Consider the following 25,633-nt stretch of genomic DNA (forward strand, 5'->3'; position numbering starts at 1 on the left):
AGCGGCTCCCGGATCTCGAGCCCGCGCGGCGCCCGAGCGACGCCGACATCCGCATGGACGAAACGGGAGATGGCGAAGCCATCAACCGGATGGCGTATGCCAAGCCCGCGCGGCGCCTGAGCGAAGCCGACATCCGCATGGCCGACATCGGAGATGGCGAAGCCATCAACCGGATGTCGGATGAGTCCCGCCCGCAGGTGGGCCGCCGCGGCGGGCCGCGGCCTCTCGGGAGCGGCGTCCCGTCCCCCCTCGCGGCGGAGGCGGATCGCGCCGCTCGGCGCGCGGGGGCGATCCCGAGCGGGGCGCCTCAGTTCGAATGCACGAGCTGGAACGTCGCGACGGCCCCGATGCCCTTCAGGGCGATGCATCCGCTCGGGCGGACCCGGAAGCGGCGGTCGAGCAGCTCGGCGGTGCGCGCGTCGAGCGTGATGGCCCCGGGCGGCGAGGCGGTCTCCAGCCGGCTGGCGAGATTGACGGTCGACCCCCAGACGTCGAAGACGGGCCGTGTCACGCCGATGACTCCGCTGATGACCGGGCCGGTGGCGATGCCGAACCGCATCTGGATCGCCGCGCCGTGCCGCTCTCCCGTCTCCAGGACGGCGCGGCGCGCGTCGAGTGCGAAGCCGGCAACGGCGTGCGCGTCCTTGTGGATCGCGTCCCCGACGCCGGCCGCCGCCATGTAGGCGTCGCCGATCGTCTTGATCTTCTCGATGCCGTGCTTGGCCGCGATGTCGTCGAGTTGCGAAAAGAGATCGTTCAACAGCCTGATCACGTCGTGCGGCGACGTCCGGGAAGCCAGATGAGTGAAACCCACGATGTCGCAAAAGCTGATGGTCACATGATCATTCAGGTCGGCGATATGGTTCTCTCCGCCCTTGATGCGGTCGTAGATCTGCATGGGGAGAATATCCCGCAGGATCCTGTCGATCCTGTCGCGCTCGCTCCTCAATTCTCTTTCAAGTTTGAATTTCTGCCTCTCCGTCTTTTCAACGAAGAAGCAGGTCGCCAACGCAATGAAAATCGTGTAGAGCAGGAAGGAATTAACATAGACGAACGCTTTCGTGTCAAAAGACTTGAGGAAGAGTCCGGCGTTGCTGCACGTAAAAACCAAAATACAGCAGATCGATGCGCGATCGAAAGTTGTCCTGATGAAGCCGCCGGCGTAAAATGTGGTGAATATGATCGCGCCGATATAATAATAGATCCCATTTTCTGTATATATGAGCGCCAACACCGCGGCGGATGCGCAGGCGAACCAGACCAGAATGCCTAGATTGAGGATGTGTTTCCGATACGTCCTCCAGCGCAGCATCATGACACCTGCCACGCAGCTCAATGCGATGAAAAAATGGTACGTGATGATGACCTCGGGATGAGGAAACACGTACGTCGCACCGACCGGCATCAGCAGGTGGAGCACGACCGTGACGGGCAGGACGAGCTTGACGGAATCGATGCACTGCTTGCGAACCTCCTCCTTGAAGTCAGCTTCGGTGCAATCGTCGAATTTCTCCAGGCGGAGCTTCGCAGGAAACTGCGATAACAACGATGATCTGGACGGCGCATCTCTGCTCATCACGACCGTCTCCTTTGAACGCGATCGGCATCGGACCACCGGATGGGTGTGTGATCCTGGATGGAGGACGGCGACTTGAGGAGCGGCAAGACACTGAAAGACGCGCGGATTCGTCCGCAGGCCCGGTGACGGGTCCCCCGACGTCCGAGCAGGGGCCGACGCGGGCCCGGGGCGGAGTGGCCGCTTCGGCGGTCGGACGGGAGCGCGCCCGTGCGCGTGAGAGCCCGCTCCGGCTGGCCAAGCCCGCCGGGGCGGGCCTGCCCGTGACCCGCGTCGCCGACACCAACCCGGCCCTGGCCGAGCCGAGCCGGCGGCGCGCCCGCTCCAAGGCCGGCTGGCACTCCCGCGAACCGGCCGTGCCGCGCGGCGTCGCGGTGCCGATGCCCGGGACGGCGGTCGAGGGGCTGGCGGGCGTGGGCTGACGCGCCCTCAGGCGGCCCGGGACCCCGCCGGGCTCTCCTCCAGGAACGGCGTCACGGCCGCCAGGAACAGCGCCGGGTCCTGCAGCGGCGGAACGTGCGCGCAGCCCGGCAGGATCGCCAGTCGCGCGTCCGGCAGCCCGCGGGCGAGGTCGCGCGCCATGGCGGGCGGGGTCGCCTCGTCCTCCTCGCCGACCAGCACCAGGGCCGGCACCGTCACGCCCGCGAGGTCCGGGCGCAGGTCGAGGCCGGCCAGCGCCGCGCAGGCGGCCCGGAACACCGCCGGGTCGGTGCGCAGGAAGGCGGCGCGCCGCTCCGCCATCAGCGCCTCGTTCGCGGCCTGGAAGGCGGGCGCGAACAGCCGGCGCATCGCCGTGTCGGTGAGGGCCGCGAGCCCCTTCTCGGCCGCCACGGCCGCCATGGTCCGGAAGGCCTGGCGGCCCGGCTCCGGGAAGCAGGCGCCGCAATCGGCGAGCACCAGCCTTCCCGCGAGGCCCGGATGACGGATCGCCAGCTGCAGGGCCACGAAGCCGCCGTAACCGTTCCCGAGCAGGATCGGCGCCGCCCCGCCGAGGTCCCGGACGGCCTCGGCCACCCGGTCCGCCACGGCGGCGAGGCCGCCGGCCGCGGGCCGCGATCCGCCGAAGCCCGGCAGGTCGGGAACCACCACCCGGAACCGCGCGGCGAGGGGCTCCCGGACGCGGTCGAAGCTCGCCCGGTCCGACAGGAGCGAGTGCAGCAGGACGAGCGGCGTCCCGTCCCCTAGAACCTCCGCCGAAATCCCGCCCGCCAGCGTCACCCGCATCGTCCGCCTCCCGCACCGCGCGCCGAACCCCTCGGCCGCCCTCGTCCGGCCCGCCGCCCCCGGGAGGGAACCGCGCGAAAGCCGTTGACGTGATATTTCACGACTGCGATGTTGAGGCAACCTGAACGGGTCACGATCGTGCTGCTCCGCGACACCATCTACGAGGCCATCCGGGCCGAGATCCTCACCTGCCGCGTGCCGCCCGGGGCGGAGGTGCGGGAGCAGGAGCTGGCCGAGCGCTTCGAGGTCAGCCGTCAGCCGGTGCGCGAGGCGCTGCTGCGCCTCGAGCGGGAGCGGCTCGTCAGGGTTCACCCGCGCCAGGGATATCAGGTGAACCCGATCTCGGTCGCGGACGCCCGCGACCTGCTGCAGTTCCGCCTGGTGGTCGAGCCGGCCTGCGCGGGGGAGGCGGCCGAGTCCGCGCCGCCCGCCGTGCTGGCCGGCCTCGACGCCTTCCGGGAGCTGCCGGAGGGCGGCGACTTCATCGCCTACAACCGCGCCTTCCACACGGCGCTCGCCGAGGCGTCCGGCAACCGCCGCATGGCGGCGGTGACCCGCGACCTGATCGAGCAGGCCGACCGGCTCGTGCGGGTGAGCCTCGCCACCATCCGGGGGCGCGATCCGGCCCAGCTCATCGCCGAGCACGCGGGGATCATCGACGCCGTGCAGCGGCGCGACGCGCGGGCCGCGCGGCGCCGGGTGCGGGACCACGTCGCCCGGGCGGAGCGGCGCATCATCCCGGCGCTCGAGCGAAGCGCCGTCATCCTCTGAGGGAGAGACCTTCTTGAACATGGTGTCGAGACCAGACCTCGCCGTCGAGACGCGCGGCAACTTCGTCGATGGCCGCGAGATCGAGGCCGGCGACGGCACGCTGATCGACGTGCGCAACCCGGCGACGGGGGCCGTCATCGCCCGGATCCCGAACTCGACCGAGGCCGACGTCGACCGGGCGATGCGCAGCGCGCGCGCGGCCTTCGAGTCCCGGGAATGGGGCGGCCTGGATACCCGCGCCCGCGCCAAGCTGGTGAACCGCCTCGCCGACGCCTTCGAGGCCAATCTCGACACGCTCTACCGGCTGGAGACGCTCAACAACGGCCGCCCGGTGAACGAGACCCGGGCGCAGCTCTCGCGCCTGCCGGACTTCTTCCGCTACTTCGCGGGCCTCGCCCTCTCGCGCCGCGACGCGGTGATCCCGGTCGAGGGCAGCTACCTCAACTACACGCGGCGCACGCCGATCGGCGTCGTGGCGAACTGCACGCCCTTCAATCATCCGCTGATGATCCTGTGCAAGTCGCTCGCCGCCGTGCTGGCCACGGGCTGCACCACGGTGGTCAAGCCGTCCGAGTACACCCCGCTCACCACCCTGAAGCTCGCCCAGATCTTCACCGAGGCCGGGCTGCCGAACGGCGTGTTCAACATCGTGCTGGGCCTCGGCCCCACGACCGGCCGCTCCCTCGCCGAGCACCGCGACATCAACAAGCTCGTCCTCACCGGCGGCACCGAGGCGGGGCGCATCGCCGGCAGCGCCGCCGCGCGCGTCTTCGCCCACCAGACCATGGAGCTCGGCGGCAAGACCCCGGTCATGGTCTTCGACGATTTCGACCTCGACCAGGCGGTCAACTACGCCGCCTTCGGGGCCTTCATCGGGGCCGGGCAGACCTGCGTCTGCGCCAGCCGCCACCTCGTCCAGGACACGATCTACGACGCGTTCGTGGAGAAGCTCGCCGCCAAGGCGAAGAGCATCCGCATCGGCGATCCCTTCGACCCGGCGACGCAGCTCGGGCCGGTGATCTCGCAGAAGCAGCGCGACCGCGTGCTCACCTACGCGGCCCACGGCCGCGACGAGGGCGCGCGGGCGGTGGCGGGCGGCCGCGCGGCGCGCATCCCGGGCTTCGAGGAGGGCTACTTCGTCGAGCCGACCGTCTTCGCGGATGTCCGCGCCGAGATGCGGATCTTCCAGGAGGAGGTGTTCGGCCCCTTCACCAGCGTCACGCCGTTCCGGGACGAGGCCGAGGCCCTGCGGCTCGCCAACGACTCGCCCTTCGGCCTCGCGGCGGCCGTGCGCACCCGCGACGTCGCCCGCGCCCACCGGGTCGCCGCCGCCGTGAAGGCCGGGATCGTCTGGATCAACGACCACCACCGCCTCGACCCGGCCTCGCCCTGGGGCGGCGTCGACGACAGCGGGCTCGGCCGCGAGTGCGGCGCCGAGAGCTTCGACGACCACTTCAACGTCAAGAGCATCATGGTGGCGACGCACGATGCCCCGTTCGACTGGTACCGCGACACGGCGGGCCAGCGCCGCCTCAACTGATCCCACGCGCCCTCGGAGGGCCGGCACACCGCGTCAGACGGGGCCCTCCGCATCGCCCGCATCACCCCGAGGAAACGCCATGAGACCAGACGCCACGACTGCCCCCGTCAACGCGGGAGGCCGGCTCGACCGGCTGCCGATCGGCCCGTTCCACTACCGGATCATGTGGCTGATCGGGATCGGGATGTTCTTCGACGGCTTCGACATCTACATCGCCGGGACCGTGCTCGGCGCGACGCTGAAGAGCGGGTTCTCGACCCTGCCGGAGAACGCCCTGTTCGTCTCGTCGACCTTCGTCGGGATGATGGCCGGCTCGTTCCTGACCGGCTTCCTGGGCGACCGCTACGGCCGGCGCTTCACCTACCAGGCGAACCTGCTGATCTTCGGCCTCGCCGCCATCGCGGCGGCCTTCGCGCCCTCCATGACCGTGCTGATCGTCCTGCGCTTCATCATGGGGGTGGGGCTCGGGGCCGAGAACGTGGTCGGCTACTCGACCATGACGGAGTTCGTGCCGGCCCGCTCGCGGGGGCGCTGGCTCGGGCTGATGGCGGTCTTCGTGGTGACCGGCCTGCCGGTCGCCTCGCTCGCCGGCTACGTGGTGATCCCGCTGCTTGGCTGGCGGGCGATGTTCGTCCTCGGCGGCCTCGGCGCCCTGGGCGTCTGGTACCTCCGCAAGCGCCTGCCGGAATCGCCGCGCTGGCTCGAGGCCGTGGGCCGGACCGAGGAGGCCGACGCGCTCCTGCGCGAGATCGAGCGGGAGGCCGCGCGCGGCGGCGCGCTGCCGCCGCCGGCGCCGCTCGGCCCGCCCGCGCCCAAGGCCGCCTTCGCGACCCTGTTCCGGCCGCCGCTCCTCGGGCGGGTGATCGTCGGCTGCCTGTGCCTGATCGTGATCAACACCCTGCTGTACGGCTTCGTGACCTGGCTGCCGACCTTCTTCATCAAGCAGGGCCTGAGCGTGGCGACCTCGTTCGGCTACTCGCTGCTGATGGGGCTCGGCGCCCCGATCGGCAGCGCGATCGGCGCCCTCACGGCCGACCGCTGGGGCCGCAAGCCCACCATCGCGGGCGCCTCGGCGGCGGCGATCCTGTTCGGCCTCCTCTACCCGCTCACCACCGACCCCGTGCTGCTGCCGCTCGTCGGCTTCGGCCTCACGGTGCCGATCTACGTCCTCGTCGCGCTCCTGTTCGGGATCTACATCCCCGAACTCTTCCCCACGGAGGTGCGCCTGCGCGCCTCGGGCCTGTGCAACACCTTCGGCCGCGGCGCGACCATCGTGACGCCCTTCATCGTGGTCTCGCTGTTCCAGACCTACGGGATCGGCGGCGTGATGGCGCTGATGATCGGGCTCCTCGCCGTTCAGATCGTCACGGTGCTGGCCCTCGGCGTCGAGCCGCGCCAGCAGAGCCTGGAGGAGATGAAGCCGCGCGACCTCGGCGGGGTGCAGGAGGAGCCGGTCCGCACGGTGCAGCGCGGCCTCGCCTGAGCCTCATTCGCCGAAGGGGCCACCGCTGGGCGCCGCCGATGACGCGGGGCCGGGACCCTCGGCAGAGGTGCATCGGGCCATTCCGCCGAGGCGCGGCGCGGCCCCGGGGCCGCGTCGCGGGCCCCTTCGCCGCCGCGGCCCCGAGGACCCCGCGACCGCCCCCGGATCCGGGACCCGATGCCCCGCCCGGGCGGGGAGCGCCTCGCGCCGAGGCGGCGGGGCCCGCCCCGTCCCCGCGCGATCCTCAACACGGCCGCTCCCCTTCGCTATAGTGAGTGCCAGGGAGGGCCCAATGGACAAGCTCGTCGAGCGCCGGCTCGCGGCCATTCTGGTTGTCGACGTCGTCGGTTACAGTCGTCTCATCGGCCTCGACGAGGCCGGGACGCTGCGTCGGCTGAAGGCCCTGCGCCGCGAACTGGTCGATCCCGCGATCTTGTCTGCACGCGGCCGCATCGTGAAGTCGACCGGCGACGGCCTGATCGCCGAATTTCCGAGCCCGGTGCGGGCCGTCGCCTGCGCCGTCGCCATCCAGAAGGCCATGGCGCTGCGCGGCGCCGGCGAGGCGCAGGAGCGGGCCCTGCGCCTGCGGGTCGGCATCAACCTCGGGGACGTGGTCGCGGAACCGGACGGCGACCTCTACGGCGACGGCGTCAACGTCGCGGCGCGGCTGGAGCCGCTCGCGGAGCCCGGCGGGATCTGCATCTCGCGCAGCGTCCACGACCAGGTGCGCGACAAGCTGCGCTACCCGTTCGAGGATCGCGGCGAGCAGGAACTCAGGAACATCGCCCGGCCGGTCGGCGTCTACGCCCTGCCGGCGGCCGCGATCCCGGGCCTGGCCGAGGGCGAGGAGCGGCCCGACGAGGCCGACCCCGCCCCGCGGCGGAGGCCGCTCAGGGCGGTCCTGCTCGCCGGGGGCGTGCTGTCGCTGCTCGCCGCGGGCGCCCTCGGCTGGTCGTACCGGACGGGCCCGGCGCGGGCGCCCGCGCCGGGCCCGCCGGCGACCGCGACGCGGGAGAGCGAGCCGGCCCCGCGACCGCGCCTGTCGATCGTGGTGCTGCCCTTCGCCAATCTGAGCAACGACCCCGAGCAGGACTTCTTCGCCGACGGGATCACCGAGGATCTCACGACGGACCTCTCCCACCTCGCCGGCAGCTTCGTCATCGCCCGCAACACCGCCTTCACCTACAAGGGCAAACCCACCGACGTGAAGCAGGTCGGGCGCGACCTCGGCGTGCGCTACGCGCTGGAGGGCAGCGTGCGCCGGACGGGCGAGCGGGTGGTGGTGAACGCGCAGCTGATCTCCGCCGAGACCGGGGCGCATCTCTGGGCGGACCGCTTCGAGGGCGAGCGCGCGCGCCTCGGAGAGCTGCAGGCCGAGTTCGTGGGACGCCTCGCCCGCTCCCTCGACATCCAGCTCATCCAGGCCGAGAGCCAGCGGTCCCTGCGCGAGCGGCCCGACAATCCCGACGCGGCGGATCTCGCGATGCGGGGCTGGGCCGCGGTCAACAAGCCGCGCAGCCGGGAGAGCCTCGGCGAGGCGGTGGCCTTCTTCGAGCAGGCGCTGCGCCGCGACCCGACCAACGGCTTCGCCAAGCTCGGGCTCGCCCGGGCGATGAGCTCGCGCGTCATCTCGCGCTGGAGCCCGGATCCCGCCGCCGAGATCGCCGAGGCCGACCGCATCGTCACGGCCTACCTCGCCGAGCACGCGAACGACCCCATGGCGTTCTACGTCAAGGCGGAAATCTACAAGTATCGCAAGAATTTCGATGCCGCCCTTCCGCTCTACTTGAAGTCGGTCGAGCTGGACAAGAACTTCGCGCAGGGTTACGCGACGATCGGAAATGTCAAGATCCTGTCCGGGAAGTCCGCCGAGTCGTTCGCCTACACCGAGAAGGCGCTGCGGCTGAGTCCCCGCGACCCGGCCGCCAAGATCTGGAAGTACTTCATCTGTCACGCCAACGCGCATCTCGCCCGCTGGGACGAGGCCATCACCACCTGCAACCAGGCCATCGCGGACGGGCCGTTCTGGCAGACCTACATCGACCTGGCGGCGGCCTACGCGTGGAAGGGGCGCGCGAGCGAGGCCGGGCACGCGGTGGCCGAGCTCCTGAAGCTCATGCCCGGCTACACGGTCGAGAAATGGGCGAAGGCGGATTGGTCGGACGACCCGACCTTCCTCGACGAGTACCGCCGCATCACCGAAGGGCTCAGGAAGGCGGGCCTCCCGGACGCCTGATCCGGGATCCGGTTGATCGGAGCGGATCCCGGATCCCGGAGCCCGCGCGGCGCTTGACGTCCGCATCGTGCAGGACGGCCTGGAGAGGCCGCTGCTCCCGGAGACCATCACGGCGGACTTCGCGATTCCCGGCGCCACCATGAGCGAGCCGGAATTCCTGCACCGGCTGACCGGGGCGACGGGCTGCGGCCTGCGCCTCGACGTCACCAACGTCGAGGTCAACGCGGCCAACCACGGCTTCGACGCGCGGGCCTTCCTCGCCGCGCTGCCCCTCGACCGGGTCGTGCAGGTCCACCTCGCCGGCGGCGCGCGGGAGGGCGGCCGGCTGATCGACACGCACGGCGCGCCGGTCTCGGAGGTGAGCTGGGAACTCCTCGCCGCCCTCGCGGCGCGGGCTCCGGTCCGGGCGGTGCTCCTGGAGCGCGACCTCGACTTCTCGGACCCGGAGGGCCTGATCGCCGAGGTCGCCCGGGCCCGGGTGACCGTGGCGCGCGCCGCGGCCTGACGGAGGGGCCGCGGTCCGGCCGGAGCGCCGTCGGCCGCGCTCCCGGTCGGCGAGGGCCGGAGCGCCCCGCTCGCATCCCCCGGGACCCGCGATCCCGGGAGCCGGGTGGCCGCCGGCTCAGGCGGCCTTCACGGCGGACAGGAAGGCGCCGACCTCCTGGGTGAGGCGCTCCGAGTGCTGGGCCAGCTCCTGGGCCGCGCCGAGCACCTGGGTGGCGGCGGCGCCGGTCGAGCCCGCCGCGTCGCGGACCCCCGCGATGCCGTCGGTGACCTGCCCGGTGCCGCGCGCCGCCTCCTGCACGGTGCGGGCGATGTCCTGCGTCACCGCGCCCTGCTCCTCCATGGCCGCCGCGATGGCGCCGGCGACCCCGGCCATCTCGGTGATCGTGCGGCCGATGCTCCGGATCGCGTCCACGGATTCGTGCGTGGCGTCCTGGATCGCCCGGATCTGGCCCGCGATCTCCTCGGTCGCGCGCGTCGTCTGGCTCGCCAGGGCCTTGACCTCGCTCGCGACCACGGCGAAGCCGCGGCCGGCCTCGCCGGCGCGGGCGGCCTCGATCGTCGCGTTGAGCGCCAGAAGGTTGGTCTGCCCGGCGATCTGGCCGATCATGCCGACGATCGCGTCGATCCGCTCGGCCGCGGCGGCGAGCTGCCCGACCAGGACGTCGGTGCGGTTCGCCTCCTCGGCGGCCCGGTGGGCGATGCGGGCCGACTGCCCGACCTGCTGGCCGATCTCGCGGATCGAGGCGGACATCTCCCCGCTCGCGGCCGCGACGGTCTGGACGTTGCCCGCCGTCCGCGCGGCCGCGCCCATCGCGGCCGCCGATTGCTGCGCGGTCTGGTCGGCCGTGGCGCTCATCGCGCGCGCCGTCGCCTCCATCTCGGTCGCGGCGCCGGCGAGGCCCTGGGTCAGCAGCGACACGTTCTGCTCGAAGTGCCGGGTGACGCGGTCGAGGAGGTCGGCGCGCCGCATCGTCGCGTCGGCCTCCCGGGCGGCCCGCGCGTCGGCCTCCTGCTTGGCGACCAGCGCCTCCCGGAACACCTGCACGGCGCGCGCCATCGCGCCGATCTCGTCCCGCCGGGCGAGGGCCGGCACGACGACCGCGTAGTCGCCCGAAGCGAGGCGCTGCATCGCCCCGGTCATCGCCGCGAGGGGCCGCGCGACGCCCCGCCCGACCCGCCACGCCAGGACGCCGCCGAGGATCACGGCCGCCGCGCCGATCGCCAGCACCATGAGGCGCAGCTCGGCCGCGTCCGCCGCGACCTGGCCCATCAGGTGCTGCTGCTCGCGCACCGCCTGCGCCCGCGTCGCGCTGCCGAGCCCGATGAGCGCGTCGCCCGTCCGCTTCAGCACCTGGTAGGCCTGCTCGACGCTGCCCGCCCCGTCGAGGCTGCTGCCGAGGGCGGCCTTGAAGGGGGGCAGCTTCGCGGCCACCACCTTGAGAGAGGCCTGCAGCGTGCCGCCCTCGTCGCCCCGCGCGAGCGCGTCGATCTCGCGGCCGTAGCGCGCCAGCTCGACGCCGGCCGTGTCGGCATCGGCCGGGTTGCCGCTGCTGCGGAACAGGATGGCGGCCGCGATGGCGCTCTGCAGCGCCCGGTCGGCCCGGAAGGACGCGGCGGCGAGGTCGGGCTCGCGGGCGGCGCGCGCGGCGATCGCGTAGCCGGCGTTGGACAGCGCCGCGCCGAGCTTCACCACCTCGCCGAGGGCGGCCTTGCGCGCCTGCATCGTCGCCACGAGCGTCTCGGCCTGGGCGGCGTAATCCTTCGCGTGCGCGGCGAGCGGGCCCGCCTCGGCCCCGCCGGACCGCGCCATGCGCTCGCTCTCGGCGGCGAGCTTGGCGAGCCCGGCCTTGAGCTCGACGAGCATCTCGCCCTGCTCGGTGCGCATGTAGTTGAGGACGAGCCGGCGCACGCCGTTCAGGAAGCGCTCGAACTCGCTGGCGCTCTCGGCCGCCTCGACGCGCTCGCCCGCCCGGGCGACCTCCGCGGTGAGGACGCTCGCGTTGCGGAAGGTGAGCAGGGCCGAGGCGCCGAGGAGCAGCAGCACGACGCCGAAGCCGGCCAGGATGCGCTGCGCGACCGACAGCCGGTCGAGACCAAGGGTGGGCATGGGGGGCTCGCGGTCAGGGGACGGACTTGATCTGCTGGATGAGGTCGGCGCCGAAGCGGCGGCCGAATTCCGCGTTCGTGGCCTCGAGGCGCCGCGCGAAGGCCGCGCGGTCGACCGAGGCCACGACCGCCATGCCGGCGCGGCGCAGGGCCTCGACGCCCTCCTTCTCGGCCCGCCCGGCCACCTCGCGGGAGACCTCGCCGCCCGCGCGGGCCGCCTCCGCGAAGGCCCGCTGCTCGCTCGGGCTCAGGCCCTCCCAGGCGGGCTTGGCGATCAGGATGGCGGCCCAGGAATAGATGTGCCCGCTCAGCGTCAGGTGCGTCTGCACCCGCTCGAAATGCGAGGCCGTGATCACGGCGATCGGGTTCTCCTGCCCGTCGAACCGGCCCGATTGCAGCGCCCCGTAGAGGGCCGGGAAGGCGAGGGGCTCCGCCTTGACGCCGAGGGCGCGGAAGCCCGCCAGCATCACGTCGGATTGCGGGACCCGCATCGAGAGACCCTGGAGATCCTCCGGGCCGGTGACGGGCCGCTTGCCGTTCGTGATGTGGCGCATCCCGTTCTCGCCCCAGGCGAGCGCCAGGATGCCCTTCTGCTGGAACTTGCGCAGGTAGCCCTGGCCGATCGGCCCGTCGAGCACCGCCTGGGCGTGGCGCGCGTCCCGGAACAGGAACGGGATGTCGAAGACGCCGAATTCCGGGATGAGGCTGGCGAAGGGCGCGCTGGTCAGGAAGGCCATGTCGAGATGGCCGAGCCGCAGCTCCTCGACCATCTCGACCTCGCCGCCGACGCTGCCGTTCGGGTAGAGCTCGACGCGGGTGCCGTTGCCGGTCCGCTTGGCGACCTCCTCGGCGAAGCGCTGCGCGCCGGCGCCGAGCTGGGACGCCTGGGAGAACAGGTAGCCCAGGCGCAGAACCCGCTCCTGAGCCTCGGCGCGACCGCCCACCACCGCGGAGCAGAGCCCGAGGACGGCCAAAGCCGCTCGCACTTGCCTTCGCATCATCGGATCTCACGTGCCGTATGGATCCGAATTACGCGAGAAGGTTTTAATGAATTGATGAAATGCGCGCGGACATCGTCCATCAACTAGTAACGTAGGGGCAGATCTGGTTCCGGCGCGCCGCGGAGAACCCGGCCGGATCGGAGCCCTCGGGCAGGCGCCGAGGGCCGCGCGCTCGTGCCGAGGGCGCGGGATGCCGCGGCATCGGGCCGTTGAGCCTCTCGCAGGGCCGACACGCGCCGATGGCCTGACGACGATTCGGGAACGGAACCGACGGCCACGGGACATGACCGCCGGTGCGCGTGTCCCGGACCGCGTCCTGGACCGCGCGCGGGGCGGTCTCGCCCGGGATCGGGCGGCGGCCCCGGGAGGCCGGCCGCCGCGGCGGGGCGCCTCAGCGCCCCGTCCCGATCTCCGCCTCGACCGCCCGCAGCCGCTCGGGGGCGCGCTCCTTGCGCTCGCTGTAGCGGTCGACGAGGTACTCGGCCCGATCGCGGGTCAGGAGGGTGAACTTGACCAGTTCCTCGCAGACGTCGACGACCCGGTCGTAGAGCGGGCCGGGCCGCATCCGCCCCGCCTCGTCGAATTCCCGGTAGGCCATCGGCACCGAGGACTGGTTCGGGATGGTGATCATCCGCATCCAGCGCCCGAGCACGCGCAGGGCGTTGACGGCGTTGAAGGATTGCGACCCGCCCGAGACCTGCATGACGGCGAGGGTGCGCCCCTGGGTCGGGCGCAGCGCCCCCTCGGCCAGGGGCAGCCAGTCGATCTGGCTCTTCATCACGCCGGTCAGGGCGCCGTGCCGCTCCGGGCTCACCCAGACCTGCCCCTCCGACCAGAGCGAGAGCGCCCGCAGTTCCTGCACCTTGGGGTGATCGGCCGGCGCGTCGTCCGGCAGGGGCAGGCCGTGCGCGTGGTAGATCCGCACCTCCCCGCCCATCCGCTCCAGGAGCCGGGCCGCCTCGTAGGCGAGGAGGCGGCTGAACGAGCGCTCGCGCAGCGAGCCGTACAGGATCAGGAAGCGCGGCGCGTGCGTCAGGCGCCGGCCGGGCTCCAGCGCCGCCGGGCTCGGCACCGCGAAATGGGCCTCGGCGAGGTTCGGGAGGCCGTCGGCGAAGGGCTGAAGGGGCTTGTCCACGGGCGCAGAGTCTCGTACGTTTCAACAAGAGTAGAATTATTGGATCGTCGATGGACGAACGGCAAGCCCTCGCCGCCTTCGCGGCCCTCGCGCAGGCGCACCGGCTGCGGAGCGTGCGCCGCCTCGTGGCGGCCGGTCCCGACGGCATGGCGGCGGGCAGCCTGGCGGCCGAGGTCGGCGTGGCCGTCTCCAACCTGTCCTTCCACCTCAAGGAACTGGCGCATGCGGGCCTGGTCCGGTCCCGGCGCGAGGGCCGCTCGATCATCTACAGCGCCGATTACGGGGCGCTCTCGGGCCTGATCGAGTTCCTGATGAGGGATTGCTGCGGCGGGCGCCCGGAGGTCTGCGCCCCGGCCGTCACCGCGCTCGCGGCCTGCTGCGGGCCGCAGGAGACGGTGTCCCGTGCGTGAGCGCGCGGGCGGCCTGCCTCTTCCGCGGCCGGGCATGCCGGGCAGGTCCGGCCGCCCGCCCGCCGCACGGCGCGGAGGCTCCGCGCCCCATCCCACCCCGGCCGGAGGTCGCCTGATGGACGTCGTCATCTACCACAACCCCGCCTGCGGGACGTCGCGCAACGCCCTGGCGATGATCCGCAACGCCGGCATCGAGCCGCACGTCGTCGAGTCCCTGAAGACGCCGCCGAGCCGCGCCATGGTGCGCGCCCTCGCCCGGCGCGCCGGCGTCACCGTGCGCGACCTGCTGCGGGAGAAGGGCACGCCCTACGCGGAGCTCGGGCTCGGCGACCCGTCGCTGAGCGAGGACCAGCTCCTCGACGCGATCGCCGCGCACCCGATCCTGCTCAACCGGCCGATCGTCGTGTCTCCCCTGGGCGTGCGCCTGTGCCGCCCCTCCGAGGCGGTGCTGGACCTGCTGCCGGCGCAGCAGGGCGAGTTCGTGAAGGAGGACGGCGAGCGCGTCGTCGACGAGAGCGGCCGCCGCGTCGCCACCGCCTGAGGACACCGTGGGCACCTTCGAACGCTACCTGACCCTCTGGGTCGCCCTCTGCATCGTCGTCGGCGTCGCGCTCGGCCACGCCGTGCCGGGCGTCTTCCGCGCCGTCGGCGCGGCCGAGATCGCCAAGGTCAACCTGCCGGTGGCGGGGCTGATCTGGCTCATGGTCGTGCCCATGCTGCTCAAGATCGACTTCGCCGCGCTGCGCCACGTCGGGCGGCACTGGCGCGGCATCGGCGTGACGCTCCTGGTCAACTGGGCCGTGAAGCCGTTCTCGATGGCGGCGCTGGGCTGGCTGTTCATCGGCCACCTGTTCCGGCCGCTGCTGCCGGCCGACCAGATCGACGGCTACGTCGCCGGGCTGATCATCCTGGCCGCGGCGCCCTGCACCGCGATGGTGTTCGTGTGGTCGAACCTCACGCGGGGCGAGCCGCACTTTACGCTGAGCCAGGTGGCGCTCAACGACGGCATCATGGTGGTGGCCTTCGCGCCCATCGTCGGGCTGCTGCTCGGGCTCTCGGCCATCACGGTCCCGTGGGGCACGCTGGTCCTCTCGGTCGTGCTCTACATCGTCATCCCGGTCGTGGTCGCGCAGGCGGCCCGGCGCAGCCTGCTCGCCGCGGGCGGCCAGCCCGCCCTCGACCGCCTCCTGGCGCGGCTGGGGCCGGCCTCGCTGGCGGCGCTGCTGGCGACCCTCGTCCTGCTGTTCGGCTTCCAGGGCGAGCAGATCCTGGCCCAGCCGGCCGTGATCGCGCTCCTGGCGGTCCCCATCCTGATCCAGGTCTACCTGAACAGCGGGCTCGCCTACCTCCTGAACCGGCTCGCCGGGGAGCAGCACTGCGTCGCCGGCCCCTCCGCGCTGATCGGGGCCTCCAACTTCTTCGAACTCGCGGTGGCGGCGGCCATCTCGCTGTTCGGGTTCGAGTCGGGCGCGGCGCTCGCCACGGTGGTGGGCGTGCTGATCGAGGTCCCGGTCATGCTCAGCGTGGTCCGGATCGTGAACCGCTCCAAGGACTGGTACGAGCGCGGGGCGGCGCGGGCGCGGCTCGCGCCCCAGGAGGGGTGAGCCGCGGCGGATCCGCGGCTTGACGGTTCCGCGGCCTCGGGGCAGGATATTTCGATGAATGTCGAACAAGCCGCCAAGCAGCTCGAGGCCCTCGGCAACCCGACGCGCCTGCGGGTCTATCGCGCGCTGGTGCGGGCCGGGCCCGCCGGCCTGCCGGCCTGCCGGTGCGGCAGCTGCAGGAGCGGGTCGGCCTCGCGGCGGCCTCGACCCTGTCCCACCACCTGCACCGCCTGATCCTGACCGGCCTCGTCTCCCAGGAGCGGCAGGCCACCACGCTGATCTGCCGCGCGGTCTACCCGTCCATGGACGCCCTGCTGGACTTCCTGACGGCGGAGTGCTGCGCCGATGCGGGCTGCGCGCGCGGGGACGCCGCCGCCTGACCTCGTGCCCATTATTTCGATAATTCTGGAAAGAGCGGAGAAAGCTGATGTCCGACACCCCCGCCTCCCTGCCGGTCGCGGTGATCGGCGCCGGGCCGGTCGGCCTGGCGGCGGCGGCGCACCTCGTCGCCCGCGGCCTGCCGGTGAAGGTCTACGAGGCCGGGACGGAGGTCGCCGCCCATGTCCGGGACTGGGGCCACGTCCGGCTCTTCTCGCCCTGGGCGTTCAACGTCGACCCGGCCGCGCGGGCGCTCCTGGCGCGCCGGGGCTGGGAGATGCCGCCCGAATCGGCGCACCCGACCGGGGCCGAGCTGGTCGGCCGCTACCTCGCCCCGCTCGCCGCGACCCCCGACCTGGCGCCCGCGATCGAGACCGGGGCCCGGGTCACGGCCCTGAGCCGGAGGGGCCTCGACAAGGCCGCCGGCCGCGACCGGGCGGCGCGGTCCTTCGTGCTCGCGGTGCGGGAGCGGGGCGGGCGCCTCCGGCGCGACCTCGCCCGCGCGGTGATCGACGCCTCCGGCACCTGGGCGACGCCCAATCCGCTCGGCGCCGACGGCCTGCCGGCCGCGGGCGAGGCGGCGTTGGCGGACCGGATCGCCACCGGGATCCCCGACGTGCTCGGCCGCGACCGGGCCGCCTATGCGGGGCGGACCACCCTGGTGGTCGGGGCCGGCCACTCGGCCGCGAACGTGCTGCTCGACCTCGGCCGGCTCGCCGAGGAGGAGGAGGGCACCCGGCTGCTCTGGGCCACCCGCGGCACGGACCTGTCGCGCGTCTACGGCGGCGGGGCGCAGGACCGGCTGGCGGCGCGCGGCGATCTCGGCCTGCGGCTCCGGGCCCTGGTCGAGGCCGGCCGCGCGCGCCTGGTGCGGGGCTTCGCCCTGACGGCCCTGCGCCCGGCCGGCGCGGGCCTCCTGGTCGAGGGCGAGACCGGGAGCGGCCCGTGCACGCTCGGCCCGGTCGACCGGATCGTGACGGCCACCGGCCAGCGCCCGGACCTCGCCCTGACGCGCGAGCTGCGCCTGGACCTCGATCCCGGGCTGGAGAGCGCCCGGGCGCTCGGCCCTCTGATCGACCCGAACCTGCATTCCTGCGGCTCGGTCCCGCCGCACGGCCACCGGGAGCTCGCCCACCCGGAACCGGGCTTCTACACGGCCGGGATCAAGAGCTACGGCCGGGCCCCGACCTTCCTGATGATGACCGGCTACGAGCAGGTGCGCTCGATCGCGGCGGCCCTGGCCGGCGATCGCGCGGCCGCCGACGAGGTCGCGCTGGTTCTCCCGGAGACCGGGATCTGCACGACCGTGCGCGGCGCGGACCCGGGCGGGGACAGCGGCGGCGCGGTCTCGTCCGGGGCCGGGTCCTGCTGCGGCCGGGCCGCGTGAGCGCCCGCCCCCGGCTGGCGGTGGTCAGCGCCCTCGGGGTGGTCCAGATCCTGACCTGGGGCACGTCGTACTACCTGCTCACGGTGCTGGCGCCGCCGATCGCCGCCGAGACGGGCTGGCCGCTGCCCTGGATCGTGGGCAGCCTGTCCGCCGGCCTGCTCGTCTCCGGCCTGGTCTCGCCGCGGGTCGGCCGGGCGATCGGCCGCTCGGGCGGCCGCCCGGTCCTGGCGCTCGCCATCCTGGTGCTGGCGCTCGGCCTCACGGTGATCGGCCTCGCGCCGAGCCTGCCGGTCTTCTTCGCCGGCTGGCTGATCCTGGGCGCCGGCATGGGCGGCGGCCTCTACGACGCCGCCTTCGCCACCCTGGGGCGCCTCTACGGCGCGGGCGCCCGGCCGGCGATCTCGGCCCTGACCCTGTGGGGCGGCTTCGCCAGCACGGTCTGCTGGCCGCTCTCGGCCGTCCTGGTGGCGCAGCTCGGCTGGCGGGGCACCTGCCTGGCCTATGCGGGCCTCCTCCTCGCCCTGGCCCTGCCCCTGGTCCTCCTCGTCATCCCGGCCCCGCCGCCGCTCCCGGAGACGGCCGCGGCCCCGGCGGGGAGCGCCGCCCTGGCGCCCGGCGAGCGGCGGGCCTTCCTGTGCCTCGCCGGCATCCTGACGCTCGGCGGGGCGACGACCGCGATCGTCTCGGTGCACCTCCTCACCCTGCTCCAGGCGCGCGGCGCGTCCCTCGCGGCGGCGGTCGCCCTCGGGGCCGTGGTCGGCCCCGCCCAGGTCGGCGCGCGGGTGATCGAGATGGCGAACCGGGGCCGGCACCACCCGATCTGGACCCTCACCGCCGCCATGGGCCTGATCGCGGCCGGGCTCGTCCTGCTGGCGTTCGGCGTCGCGTGGCCGGCCCTCGCGCTCGTCCTCTACGGCGCCGGCAACGGCGTCTACTCGATCGCGCGGGGCACGCTGCCGCTCGCCCTGTTCGGTCCGCCGCGCTACGCGCCGCTCGTGGGCCGGCTCGCCCGGCCGAACCTCGTCGCCCAGGCCCTGGCCCCCTCCGCCGGCGCCTTCGTGCTCGCGGCGGCGGGCGCGCAGGCGGCCCTCGCGCTCCTGACCGGGCTCGCCCTCGCCAACCTCGTGCTGGTGGCGGCGCTCTGGCGGGAGCGCCGCGCCGCAGGGGAGGGCGCGCCCGCCCGCGAACCGGGATCCCGGCCGGATCGTTGACCCGGCTGACGCCGCCCCGGGCGGCGGACAGGAGGGCGGAGCGATGAGCGTGGGCGAGACAGAGCGAGGCCTCGGCGGCGGTCCGGCCGGGGGCGAGGGCGCCGACGAGCGCCGCCAGCCGGTCGATCGGGGCACGGGCCAGCTCGGCGGCGGCGCGCCCGGCGGGCTCGGGGCGAACGCGCCCGGATCGGGCGGCGGCGGCCTCGGCGGGCTCGCCGGGGCGCCGGGGGCCGGCACGGACGGGCTTCCCGGCGGCGGGTCGGTCGGCACGGCGGGCGAGGGGCTCGCCCGCCGCAGGACCCTGGCCGGCGGCGGCACCGGCGATCTCGGCAGCGACCTCGGCGCCAACCAGGGCGGGGTCGCCGGCGGCAGCACCGGCGACATCGGCGGGGGCGTCGGCAGCACGGGCGACCTCGGCGGCGACATGGGGGACGACCCGCTCGCCGGCGGCGGCGATGTCGGCCGCGGGGCCGGCACCTCCGGCGGCCGCAGCGGGACCTGAGCGCGGGGTTCGGGCGCGGGGCCCCGGCGGGGGCTGTGGCGTCCCGGCCCACTCGCCGGACCGGGCGGGCCGCGTCTATGCTCGCCCGATCGCCGCCGGCCGAGACCCACCCGTGACCCTGACCCAGATCACCCACCACGATCTCGACGGCTACGGCGCCTCGACGGTCGTCGCCTGCCTCTGCGACCCGGAGCGGGTCGTGCACGTGCCCCGCTACGGCGATGTCGGCCCGGTCGTGGAGGCCGAGCTGAAGCGGCTCGGCCGCGCCAGGGCGCGCGAGACCCTGCTCCTCACCGATCTCGGGCTCGAGGAGCCGACCATCGCCTTCCTGCGCCGCTTCGCGGCCATGAACCGGCGCCGCGAGCCGGGCGACGGGCACGGCCTCGTCGTGCTCGACCACCACGCCTCGTCGGTCGAGCAGCTCGGGCGCCAGGGCTTCGCGCCGCAGCCCGACCCGGATCGCCCGGGCCTGCTGCGCTTCGGCGTCGACGATCCGGCGGTCACCGTGCTGATCGACGAGGGATCGAGCGCGACCCGGATGGCCCTCACCCACCGCGCCCTGTTCGCGACCCGCCCGGAGCCCGACCGCGCCGAGGACCTCGCCGTGCTCGTCGAGGCCGTGGACGCGGTCGACCTCTGGCGCAAGCACGATCCGCGCTTCCCGAGCGGGCAGGCGCTCGACGAGGCGTTCTGGGACAACGTCGCCACCCTGGTGCCGGCCGGGCATCCGGCCCATGACGGCGTCGTGTCGCGCCTGCTGCTCGACGCGGCCGCGGCCCTGCGCGCGGGCGCGACGCCGGCCGACCTCGAACGCCGCGTCCCCGAGATCCGCGGCGCCATCGTGGACGACCTGATGCGGCAGGCGCCCGGGGACGATCCGGCCCTGACCACCCGCCTGAGGGTGGCCCGCCTGCTCGCCCGCTCGGACGCGCTGTTCCATCCGCTCCCGGACGGGACGCTGCTGTCCTTCGGCCTCGATCCCGGCACCTTCCAGCGGGTCTCGGACCTGATCATGGCGGAGGGCCGCGCCGCGCGGGTGGTCAACGTGCAGCGCACCGGCACCCTGTCCTTCCGCTCGAATGACGGCACGGCCCTCGCGGGGGCGCGGCTGTTCCGCGGCGGCGGGCACCAGGACGCGGCCGGCGGCAAGCTCCCGAGCGGCACCGCCTTCTCCCTGGCGGACGCGGTCGCCCAGGTCGAGCCGGTGCTGGCCCCGCCCCGGCCCGCCGCGGAGGACAGCCCCTTCGCGGCCCTCCGCAACTGGAAGGGCTGAGCGCCGCGCCACGCAACATCCGGCCGCCCTCGCGGTTGCCGTCTCGTCGCGGGCCCGGGAGCGGTTCCCGCCCCGGAGCGCGTCGCGCCCGGGGACGGGCCGGCGCGGAAGGAGGGCGGCGTGGAGGCGAAGATCCTGGACCTGCGTGTCCTGCACGAGGGCTGGAGCCGCTTCGGGATCGCGAAGGTGCGGCTCGCCGACGGGTCGCAGGCCGTGCGGGAGATCGAGGACCACGGCGATTCGGTCGGCGTGCTGCCCTACGATCCCGAGCGGCGGGTGGCGGTGCTGGTGCGGGAGCTGCGCGTGCCGGCCCTCTACGCCGAGGGCGCCCAGACGCTGCTGGAGGCGCCGGCCGGCCTCATCGAGGACGGGACGCCGGCGGACAATGCCCGGCGCGAGGCGCTGGAGGAGGTCGGCCTGCGCCTGCGCGACCTCGAGCCCGTCGGCACCACCTATTCCTGCGCGGGCATCTCGACGGAGCGGATCCACCTGTTCCTCGCGCCCTACCGGCAGGCCGACCGCGTCGGCGCGGGCGGCGGGGCGCCCGGCGAGCACGAGTCCATCCGGGTCGTGGAGATGCCCCTCGACGCGCTCGCCGCCTTGGCCGACCGGGCTGAACTGACCGACCTCAAGACCCTGGCGCTGACGCTCGCCCTGCGCGCGCGGCATCCCGGCCTGTTCGGCCGCTGACGGCGGCGCGGGACGCTGCCGGGTCCGCGCGGAGTGAGAAGCGAACCGTGCGGCGCCGGCCGGGCGGCTCCGCTCCGGCCGCCGTCGCGCCGCCGTCCCGCCGCCCTGTCCCAAAGTGAGGTCGCGGAGTCTCAGGAGATGACCAACAAGAACGACGTTGCGGGCGCGTCATAGACTCCGTTCCAAGATCAGGGCATGCAGCCGGCCTCGACGAAACGAGTCCGAGGCCATGAATAAAAAGAGATTATCATCCGCTCTTCTCGCGATTGCCGTGGCGGGTCCGGCCTGCGCGGCGGATCTGCCGCGCCGCGTGCAGCCGCCGAGCTTCACGCCGGTTCCGGTCTTCACGTGGACGGGCTTCTCCGTGGGCGGCAATGTCGGCTACGCCTTCACCACCCGCGAGAGCCGCAACCGGAACGCGGCTTTCCTGATCGACGACCGGGCCATCGGCACGGTCGGGGGAACCTTCGGCTTCAGCAACCGGGGCCAGAACGGCTTCACGGGCGGCCTTCAGGTCGGCGCCAACTACCAGATGACGCCCGGCAGCGGCGTCGTCGTCGGCGTCGAGGCCGACGCGCAGTACCTCGACGCGGGACGCCGCCGCTCCGGCGTCCTCGCGGGCCCCAACACCGTGCTGAACCCGAACGCGATCTTCTTCGATCCGCGCGCCACGGCGGGGCTCGAGTATTTCGGCACCGCGCGGGGGCGCCTCGGCTACGCCTTCGACCGCACGCTCGTCTACGCGACCGGCGGCTTCGCGTATGGCGGCGGCAGCGCGCGGCGCTTCTTCGGCGCCACCGACAACGCGCAGATGCGCACCGGCTGGACCGTCGGCGGCGGCGTCGAGTACGCCCTCGGGAGGGATTCCTTCCTGAACGTCTTCGGCGCCTCGGCGGTGACGCTCAAGCTCGAAGGTCTCTACGTGAACCTCGCGCGCAACGGCGGCGCCAGCCTGCTCGCCGTCAACACGGGGACCGGCGACGTCTTCCTCCGCACGCCCGGCCGTCGCGCGCTCGGCGACGATTTCATGGTGCTGCGCAGCGGCCTGAACTACACCTTCTCGACCAACTGATCCGGGATCCGCTCGATCGAAGCGGGTCCCGGATCACCAGCCTGCGCGGTGCCTGAGCGCGGCGCCTGAGCGAAGCCGCCATCCGCTTTCCCGAAATGGGAGATGGCGAAGCCATCAACCGGATGGCATATGCCAAGCCCGCGCGGCGCCTGAGCGAAGCCGCCATCCGCATGGCCGAAATCGGAGATGGCGAAGCCATCAACCGGATGGCGGATGAGCGGGCGCTCGAGCGAATCTCGGCGGACGCGTCCCCAGTCCCGATCACCTGGCCGCTCGGCCGAGAGGCGCCCCGGGCTTGCCCGGGGCGCCGCACGCGCGGGCCGCTTCGGCCGGACCGATCCCGAGCCTCCCCGGCATCGTCCCTACAGGTTGTCGAACCAGCGGCGCAGGACCGGCATCCCGGCATCGTCGGGGCCGAGCTGGTAGGCCATCGCCTCGCTCGGCAGGAACCCGAACCGGCGCCGGAAGGCGCGCCGGAACGTCTTCTCGTCGGCGAAGCCGACCGCGTAGGCGAGTTGCGAGATCCGCATCGGCTGCGCCGCGTCGGACCGGACCAGGAGGCGCATCGCGCGCATCAGGCGGCGGTCCCGGATATAGGCCAGCACGCCGCCCGTCTCACCGAAGAGGCGGTACAGGGTGGAGCGCGACAGGCCCAGCTGCGCCGCGATCATGGCCGGGCCCAGGTCGAAATCGTGAAGCTGACGCTCGATGAAGCGCCGGACCCGGATGCGCGCGTCGAGGTTCTGCGGGGGGCCGTTCCCCGCGCGCCCGCGCAGGAAGGTGTCGCAGAGCTGCACCAGGGCGCGCGCGCCGGCGGCGGCCTCGCGCGGATGGAGCAGGTCGCCGCAGGCGACGAGGTTGGCGAGGAACTCGTGGAACAGCCGTCCGAACGGGTCGCCGTCGTAGTCGAAGGCGCGGCCGTGGAGGCCGCCCACTTGGCATCCCTGGTCCTCCAGGCGGGCGCGGGGCACGACGAGGTTCGTCGCATCGACCGGCTCGGCGACGATGCGGACGGGCTGGGCGAGATCGAAGACCACGCATTGCCCCTCCGTGACCCGCTCGCTCCCGTCGCGCCGCTCGACGGTGCTCTGCCCGCGCCGGTAGAACTGGATCAGGATGTGGTCGATCCCCTGCCGCTCGATCATCCGCGATCCGCGCTCCAGGACGTGGGCGGGCGCGATCACGTCCCCGACGATCAGGTCCCCGAGGTGGTAGGTCTGCATCGCGATCGGCGCCGACAGGTCGGCCTCGGGCCGCAGGCCGACCTCGAAGGCGGGTGCGATGTGCTCGCACCACGCGCGCGCCAGGTCGCGCGGATCGGCGGGCGGCTCGAACTTGTGGCTGAGCACCCGCGCGCCGTCGCTCCCGCCGCTCTGGATGGTCCGATCCGCCATGGGCCTGCTGCGTCGCCGCACGATGATCCGCGCGCGGATAACCCAAGGTCAGCGGGCTGGCAGCACGCGCGGCGCGATCACGCCGCGCCGCGCGGCGGAATCGGGCGGCCTGTTGCCGGCGCACAACACTGCGCTGGCGGCGAGGCGGCCGGACGGGCCGCGCCGTCTCCCCGCCTGCGCCGGATCCCGCCTCAGACCGGCACCTCGGCCCCGACCTCCATCACCTGCTTGGTCGGGACGCAGAAGTAGCTCGCCGTCTCCTCGGCGTTGCGCTGCATGAGCGCGAAGATCTCCTCGCGCCAGCCCGACAGGCCGGGATGCTGCGGCGACGGCACCACCGTCTCGTGGCTGATGAGGTAGGTCAGCCGGTCGGGGTCGATGCCGGGCAGGTGGCCGGCCTCCACCGCGGCGCGCAGCACCGCCGGCACGTTCGTCCCGTCCATGAAGCCGAAGCGCAGCACGAGGCGCGTCACGTCCGGGGTGATCGGCACCACGGTGAAGCGCTCGGCCATCGGGACCCGCGGCACGTCGAGGCCCTTGACGGTCACCAGCAGCACCCGCTCGTGCAGGACGCGCAGATGATGCACGAAATTCATCAGCGGCAGCGGCATGCCCTCGTCGCCCGAGGTCAGGAAGGCCGCCGTGCCGGGAATGCGCGGCAGGTGCTTGGCCTCGACCCGGGCCAGGAACTCCTTCTCGGGCAGCCGGACCTGGACCCGCGCCTCCTCCATCAGCAGCATGCCCCGGCGCCAGGTCAGCATCAGGAAGGCGACGCCGGCCGCCAGCAGCAGCGGGAACCAGCCGCCCTCCAGGAATTTCAGGCTGTTCGCGCCGAAGAAGGTGAGGTCGACGAGCAGGAACGTCCCGTTGGCGGCCAGCACCAGGAGCGGGTTGAAGCCCCAGTGCAGGGCGATCAGGGTCGCCAGGACCGTGGTGATCACCATCAGCAGCGACACCGCGATGCCGTAGGCGCCCGCCAGCGCGTCCGAGGAGCCGAAGGCGAGCACCGCCCCCAGCGTCGCGGCGGCGAGCAGCCAGTTCACGAGCGGGATGTAGATCTGGCCCGCCTCCCGGCTGGAGGTGTGGACGATCCGCATGCGCGGGAAGAAGCCGAGCTGGATCGCCTGCTGGGTGAGCGAGAAGGCGCCCGAGATGATCGCCTGCGAGGCGATCACCGTGGCGAGCGTCGCGAAGGCCACCATCGGGTAATGCGCGAAGGACGGCACGAGCTGGAAGAACGGGTTCTCGAGGGCGGAGGGGTCCTGCAGCAGCAGCGCGCCCTGGCCCAGATAGTTCAGCACCAGGGCCGGCAGCACGATCGAGAACCACGCCAGGCGAATCGGGCCGCAGCCGAAATGGCCCATATCGGCGTACATCGCCTCGCCGCCGGTCACCGCCAGGAAGGCCGCGCCGAGCATCGCGAAGCTGACCGGCAGGCCCGCCGTCAGCAGGGTCTCGACGGCGTGGGCGGGGTTGAGCGCCGCGAGGATGCGCGGGTCGCCGACGATGCCGGCGGCCCCCGCGAGGGCGATGGCGCAGAACCACAGCAGCATGACCGGCCCGAAGATGCGGCCGATGAAGCCCGTGCCCCGGCGCTGCACCGCGAACAGGCCGATCAGGATCACCAGCGTCACCGGCACCACGAAGGGCTTCACCCCGGGCGCGTCGACCTTGAGGCCCTCGATCGCCGAGAGGACCGAGATGGCCGGCGTGATCGCGCCGTCCCCGTAGAGCAGGGCGGCCCCGACCAGGCCGAGCACGAGCAGCATGGCGCGCCAGGAGCGGGGCGGCGCGTGGCGGGCGCCGAGCAGGGCCAGCATGGCGACGATGCCGCCCTCGCCCTTGTTGGAGGCCCGCATGATCAGGATCGCGTACTTGATCGAGACGATGAGGACGAGGGCCCACAGGATCAGCGACACCGAGCCGACCACGGCCTCGGCCCGGGGCGGGCCGCCGGAGGAGGCGGCCCGGATCGTTTCCTTCAGGGCGTAGAGCGGGCTCGTGCCGATGTCGCCGTAGACGATGCCGAGGGCGCCGAGCGCCAGGGCGGCCGGGACGCGCGGGATGGGAGCATGGACCTGGTCCGCCTCTGCAGTCGCTTCCACCTTGGCCTCCCTCGCTGCGGCCCGCGCC

The 25,633-nt window shown here is 73.4% G+C and carries 22 protein-coding genes and 1 pseudogene; 16 read left to right on the top strand and 7 right to left on the bottom strand.

The features are described 5' to 3' along the window. Positions 1-307: 307 nt before the first annotated feature. On the bottom strand, positions 308-1,576 hold the full coding sequence (locus MET2598_RS0124885; RefSeq protein WP_018262737.1) for an adenylate/guanylate cyclase domain-containing protein: 1,269 nt from the start codon (positions 1,574-1,576) through the stop codon (positions 308-310). Positions 1,577-1,839: 263 nt separating this feature from the next. Between MET2598_RS0124885 and MET2598_RS43060 the strand changes: the two genes are divergently transcribed. Then, positions 1,840-1,998, top strand: a complete 159-nt coding sequence (locus MET2598_RS43060; protein WP_236728811.1) for a hypothetical protein — start codon at positions 1,840-1,842, stop codon at positions 1,996-1,998. Positions 1,999-2,005: 7 nt separating this feature from the next. Here the strand turns inward: MET2598_RS43060 and MET2598_RS0124895 are convergent, their stop codons facing one another. Beyond that, positions 2,006-2,800: an alpha/beta fold hydrolase gene (locus tag MET2598_RS0124895; RefSeq protein WP_018262738.1), complete on the bottom strand. Its 795-nt coding sequence runs from the start codon at positions 2,798-2,800 to the stop codon at positions 2,006-2,008. 108 nt (positions 2,801-2,908) lie between these two features. Here MET2598_RS0124895 and MET2598_RS0124900 point away from each other — a divergent pair, with 108 nt between their 5' ends. From MET2598_RS0124900 to MET2598_RS37325, 5 genes are all read left to right on the top strand, one after another. Next, positions 2,909-3,571, top strand: a complete 663-nt coding sequence (locus MET2598_RS0124900; RefSeq protein WP_236728812.1) for a GntR family transcriptional regulator — start codon at positions 2,909-2,911, stop codon at positions 3,569-3,571. A gap of 19 nt (positions 3,572-3,590) precedes the next feature. After that, positions 3,591-5,111 carry an aldehyde dehydrogenase gene (locus tag MET2598_RS0124905; RefSeq protein WP_012330508.1) on the top strand — a complete coding sequence of 507 codons (1,521 nt, stop codon included), beginning with the start codon at positions 3,591-3,593 and terminating at the stop codon, positions 5,109-5,111. Between the two features lie 79 nt (positions 5,112-5,190). After that, positions 5,191-6,594 (top strand): MFS transporter, encoded by a 1,404-nt coding sequence (locus tag MET2598_RS0124910; protein WP_012330507.1) that lies wholly within the window; start codon positions 5,191-5,193, stop codon positions 6,592-6,594. A 292-nt stretch (positions 6,595-6,886) separates the two neighbouring features. Continuing rightward, positions 6,887-8,830, top strand: coding sequence for an adenylate/guanylate cyclase domain-containing protein (locus tag MET2598_RS0124915; protein WP_012330506.1), 1,944 nt, complete (start codon positions 6,887-6,889; stop codon positions 8,828-8,830). A gap of 67 nt (positions 8,831-8,897) precedes the next feature. Then, a complete protein-coding gene (locus MET2598_RS37325; protein WP_018262740.1) occupies positions 8,898-9,335 on the top strand; it encodes a multinuclear nonheme iron-dependent oxidase in 438 nt (145 codons plus the stop codon). 117 nt (positions 9,336-9,452) lie between these two features. Here the strand turns inward: MET2598_RS37325 and MET2598_RS0124925 are convergent, their stop codons facing one another. The 3 genes from MET2598_RS0124925 to arsH all read right to left on the bottom strand — a co-directional run bounded on the left by MET2598_RS0124925 (position 9,453) and on the right by arsH (position 13,579). Then, positions 9,453-11,444, bottom strand: coding sequence for a methyl-accepting chemotaxis protein (locus MET2598_RS0124925; RefSeq protein ID WP_018262741.1), 1,992 nt, complete (start codon positions 11,442-11,444; stop codon positions 9,453-9,455). 13 nt (positions 11,445-11,457) lie between these two features. Further along, positions 11,458-12,429 (bottom strand): DctP family TRAP transporter solute-binding subunit, encoded by a 972-nt coding sequence (locus tag MET2598_RS0124930; protein WP_012330504.1) that lies wholly within the window; start codon positions 12,427-12,429, stop codon positions 11,458-11,460. A gap of 406 nt (positions 12,430-12,835) precedes the next feature. Further along, positions 12,836-13,579, bottom strand: a complete 744-nt coding sequence (arsH, locus tag MET2598_RS0124935) for an arsenical resistance protein ArsH (RefSeq protein WP_018262743.1) — start codon at positions 13,577-13,579, stop codon at positions 12,836-12,838. A gap of 50 nt (positions 13,580-13,629) precedes the next feature. Here arsH and MET2598_RS0124940 point away from each other — a divergent pair, with 50 nt between their 5' ends. From MET2598_RS0124940 to MET2598_RS0124985, 10 genes and pseudogenes are all read left to right on the top strand, one after another. After that, a complete protein-coding gene (locus tag MET2598_RS0124940; protein WP_018262744.1) occupies positions 13,630-13,989 on the top strand; it encodes an ArsR/SmtB family transcription factor in 360 nt (119 codons plus the stop codon). A 115-nt stretch (positions 13,990-14,104) separates the two neighbouring features. Further along, the gene (arsC, locus tag MET2598_RS0124945) at positions 14,105-14,530 is read left to right on the top strand and encodes an arsenate reductase (glutaredoxin) (RefSeq protein ID WP_012330501.1); all 426 of its coding nucleotides are present in this window, start codon (positions 14,105-14,107) and stop codon (positions 14,528-14,530) included. Positions 14,531-14,537: 7 nt separating this feature from the next. Further along, a complete protein-coding gene (gene arsB / locus MET2598_RS0124950; protein WP_012330500.1) occupies positions 14,538-15,593 on the top strand; it encodes an ACR3 family arsenite efflux transporter in 1,056 nt (351 codons plus the stop codon). A 54-nt stretch (positions 15,594-15,647) separates the two neighbouring features. Then, positions 15,648-15,973, top strand: a pseudogene (locus MET2598_RS37330) (ArsR/SmtB family transcription factor). Between the two features lie 47 nt (positions 15,974-16,020). Beyond that, on the top strand, positions 16,021-17,358 hold the full coding sequence (locus tag MET2598_RS0124960; RefSeq protein WP_018262746.1) for an NAD(P)-binding protein: 1,338 nt from the start codon (positions 16,021-16,023) through the stop codon (positions 17,356-17,358). Next, positions 17,355-18,569, top strand: a complete 1,215-nt coding sequence (locus tag MET2598_RS37335; RefSeq protein WP_036270522.1) for an MFS transporter — start codon at positions 17,355-17,357, stop codon at positions 18,567-18,569. The genes MET2598_RS0124960 and MET2598_RS37335 overlap by 4 nt, the downstream gene beginning before the upstream one ends. 43 nt (positions 18,570-18,612) lie before the next feature. After that, entirely contained in the window at positions 18,613-19,071 is a 459-nt protein-coding gene (locus MET2598_RS0124970; RefSeq protein WP_012330496.1) for a hypothetical protein, read from the top strand. 112 nt (positions 19,072-19,183) lie between these two features. Then, positions 19,184-20,344: a hypothetical protein gene (locus tag MET2598_RS0124975; RefSeq protein ID WP_018262748.1), complete on the top strand. Its 1,161-nt coding sequence runs from the start codon at positions 19,184-19,186 to the stop codon at positions 20,342-20,344. 120 nt (positions 20,345-20,464) lie between these two features. Then, entirely contained in the window at positions 20,465-21,034 is a 570-nt protein-coding gene (locus MET2598_RS0124980; protein WP_012330494.1) for an NUDIX domain-containing protein, read from the top strand. A 229-nt stretch (positions 21,035-21,263) separates the two neighbouring features. Continuing rightward, positions 21,264-22,106, top strand: coding sequence for an outer membrane protein (locus tag MET2598_RS0124985; RefSeq protein ID WP_026190931.1), 843 nt, complete (start codon positions 21,264-21,266; stop codon positions 22,104-22,106). 362 nt (positions 22,107-22,468) lie between these two features. On the opposite strand, the gene MET2598_RS0124990 is transcribed toward MET2598_RS0124985, so the two are convergent. Continuing rightward, positions 22,469-23,500, bottom strand: a complete 1,032-nt coding sequence (locus tag MET2598_RS0124990) for a helix-turn-helix domain-containing protein (protein WP_012330492.1) — start codon at positions 23,498-23,500, stop codon at positions 22,469-22,471. Between the two features lie 191 nt (positions 23,501-23,691). Further along, complete coding sequence (locus tag MET2598_RS0124995; RefSeq protein WP_012330491.1) at positions 23,692-25,605, bottom strand: potassium transporter Kup; 1,914 nt, start codon at positions 25,603-25,605, stop codon at positions 23,692-23,694. Between the last annotated feature and the right edge of the window lie 28 nt (positions 25,606-25,633).

Origin of the sequence: Methylobacterium sp. WSM2598, from assembly GCF_000379105.1 — a bacterium.
Taxonomy (GTDB): Bacteria; Pseudomonadota; Alphaproteobacteria; order Rhizobiales; family Beijerinckiaceae; genus Methylobacterium.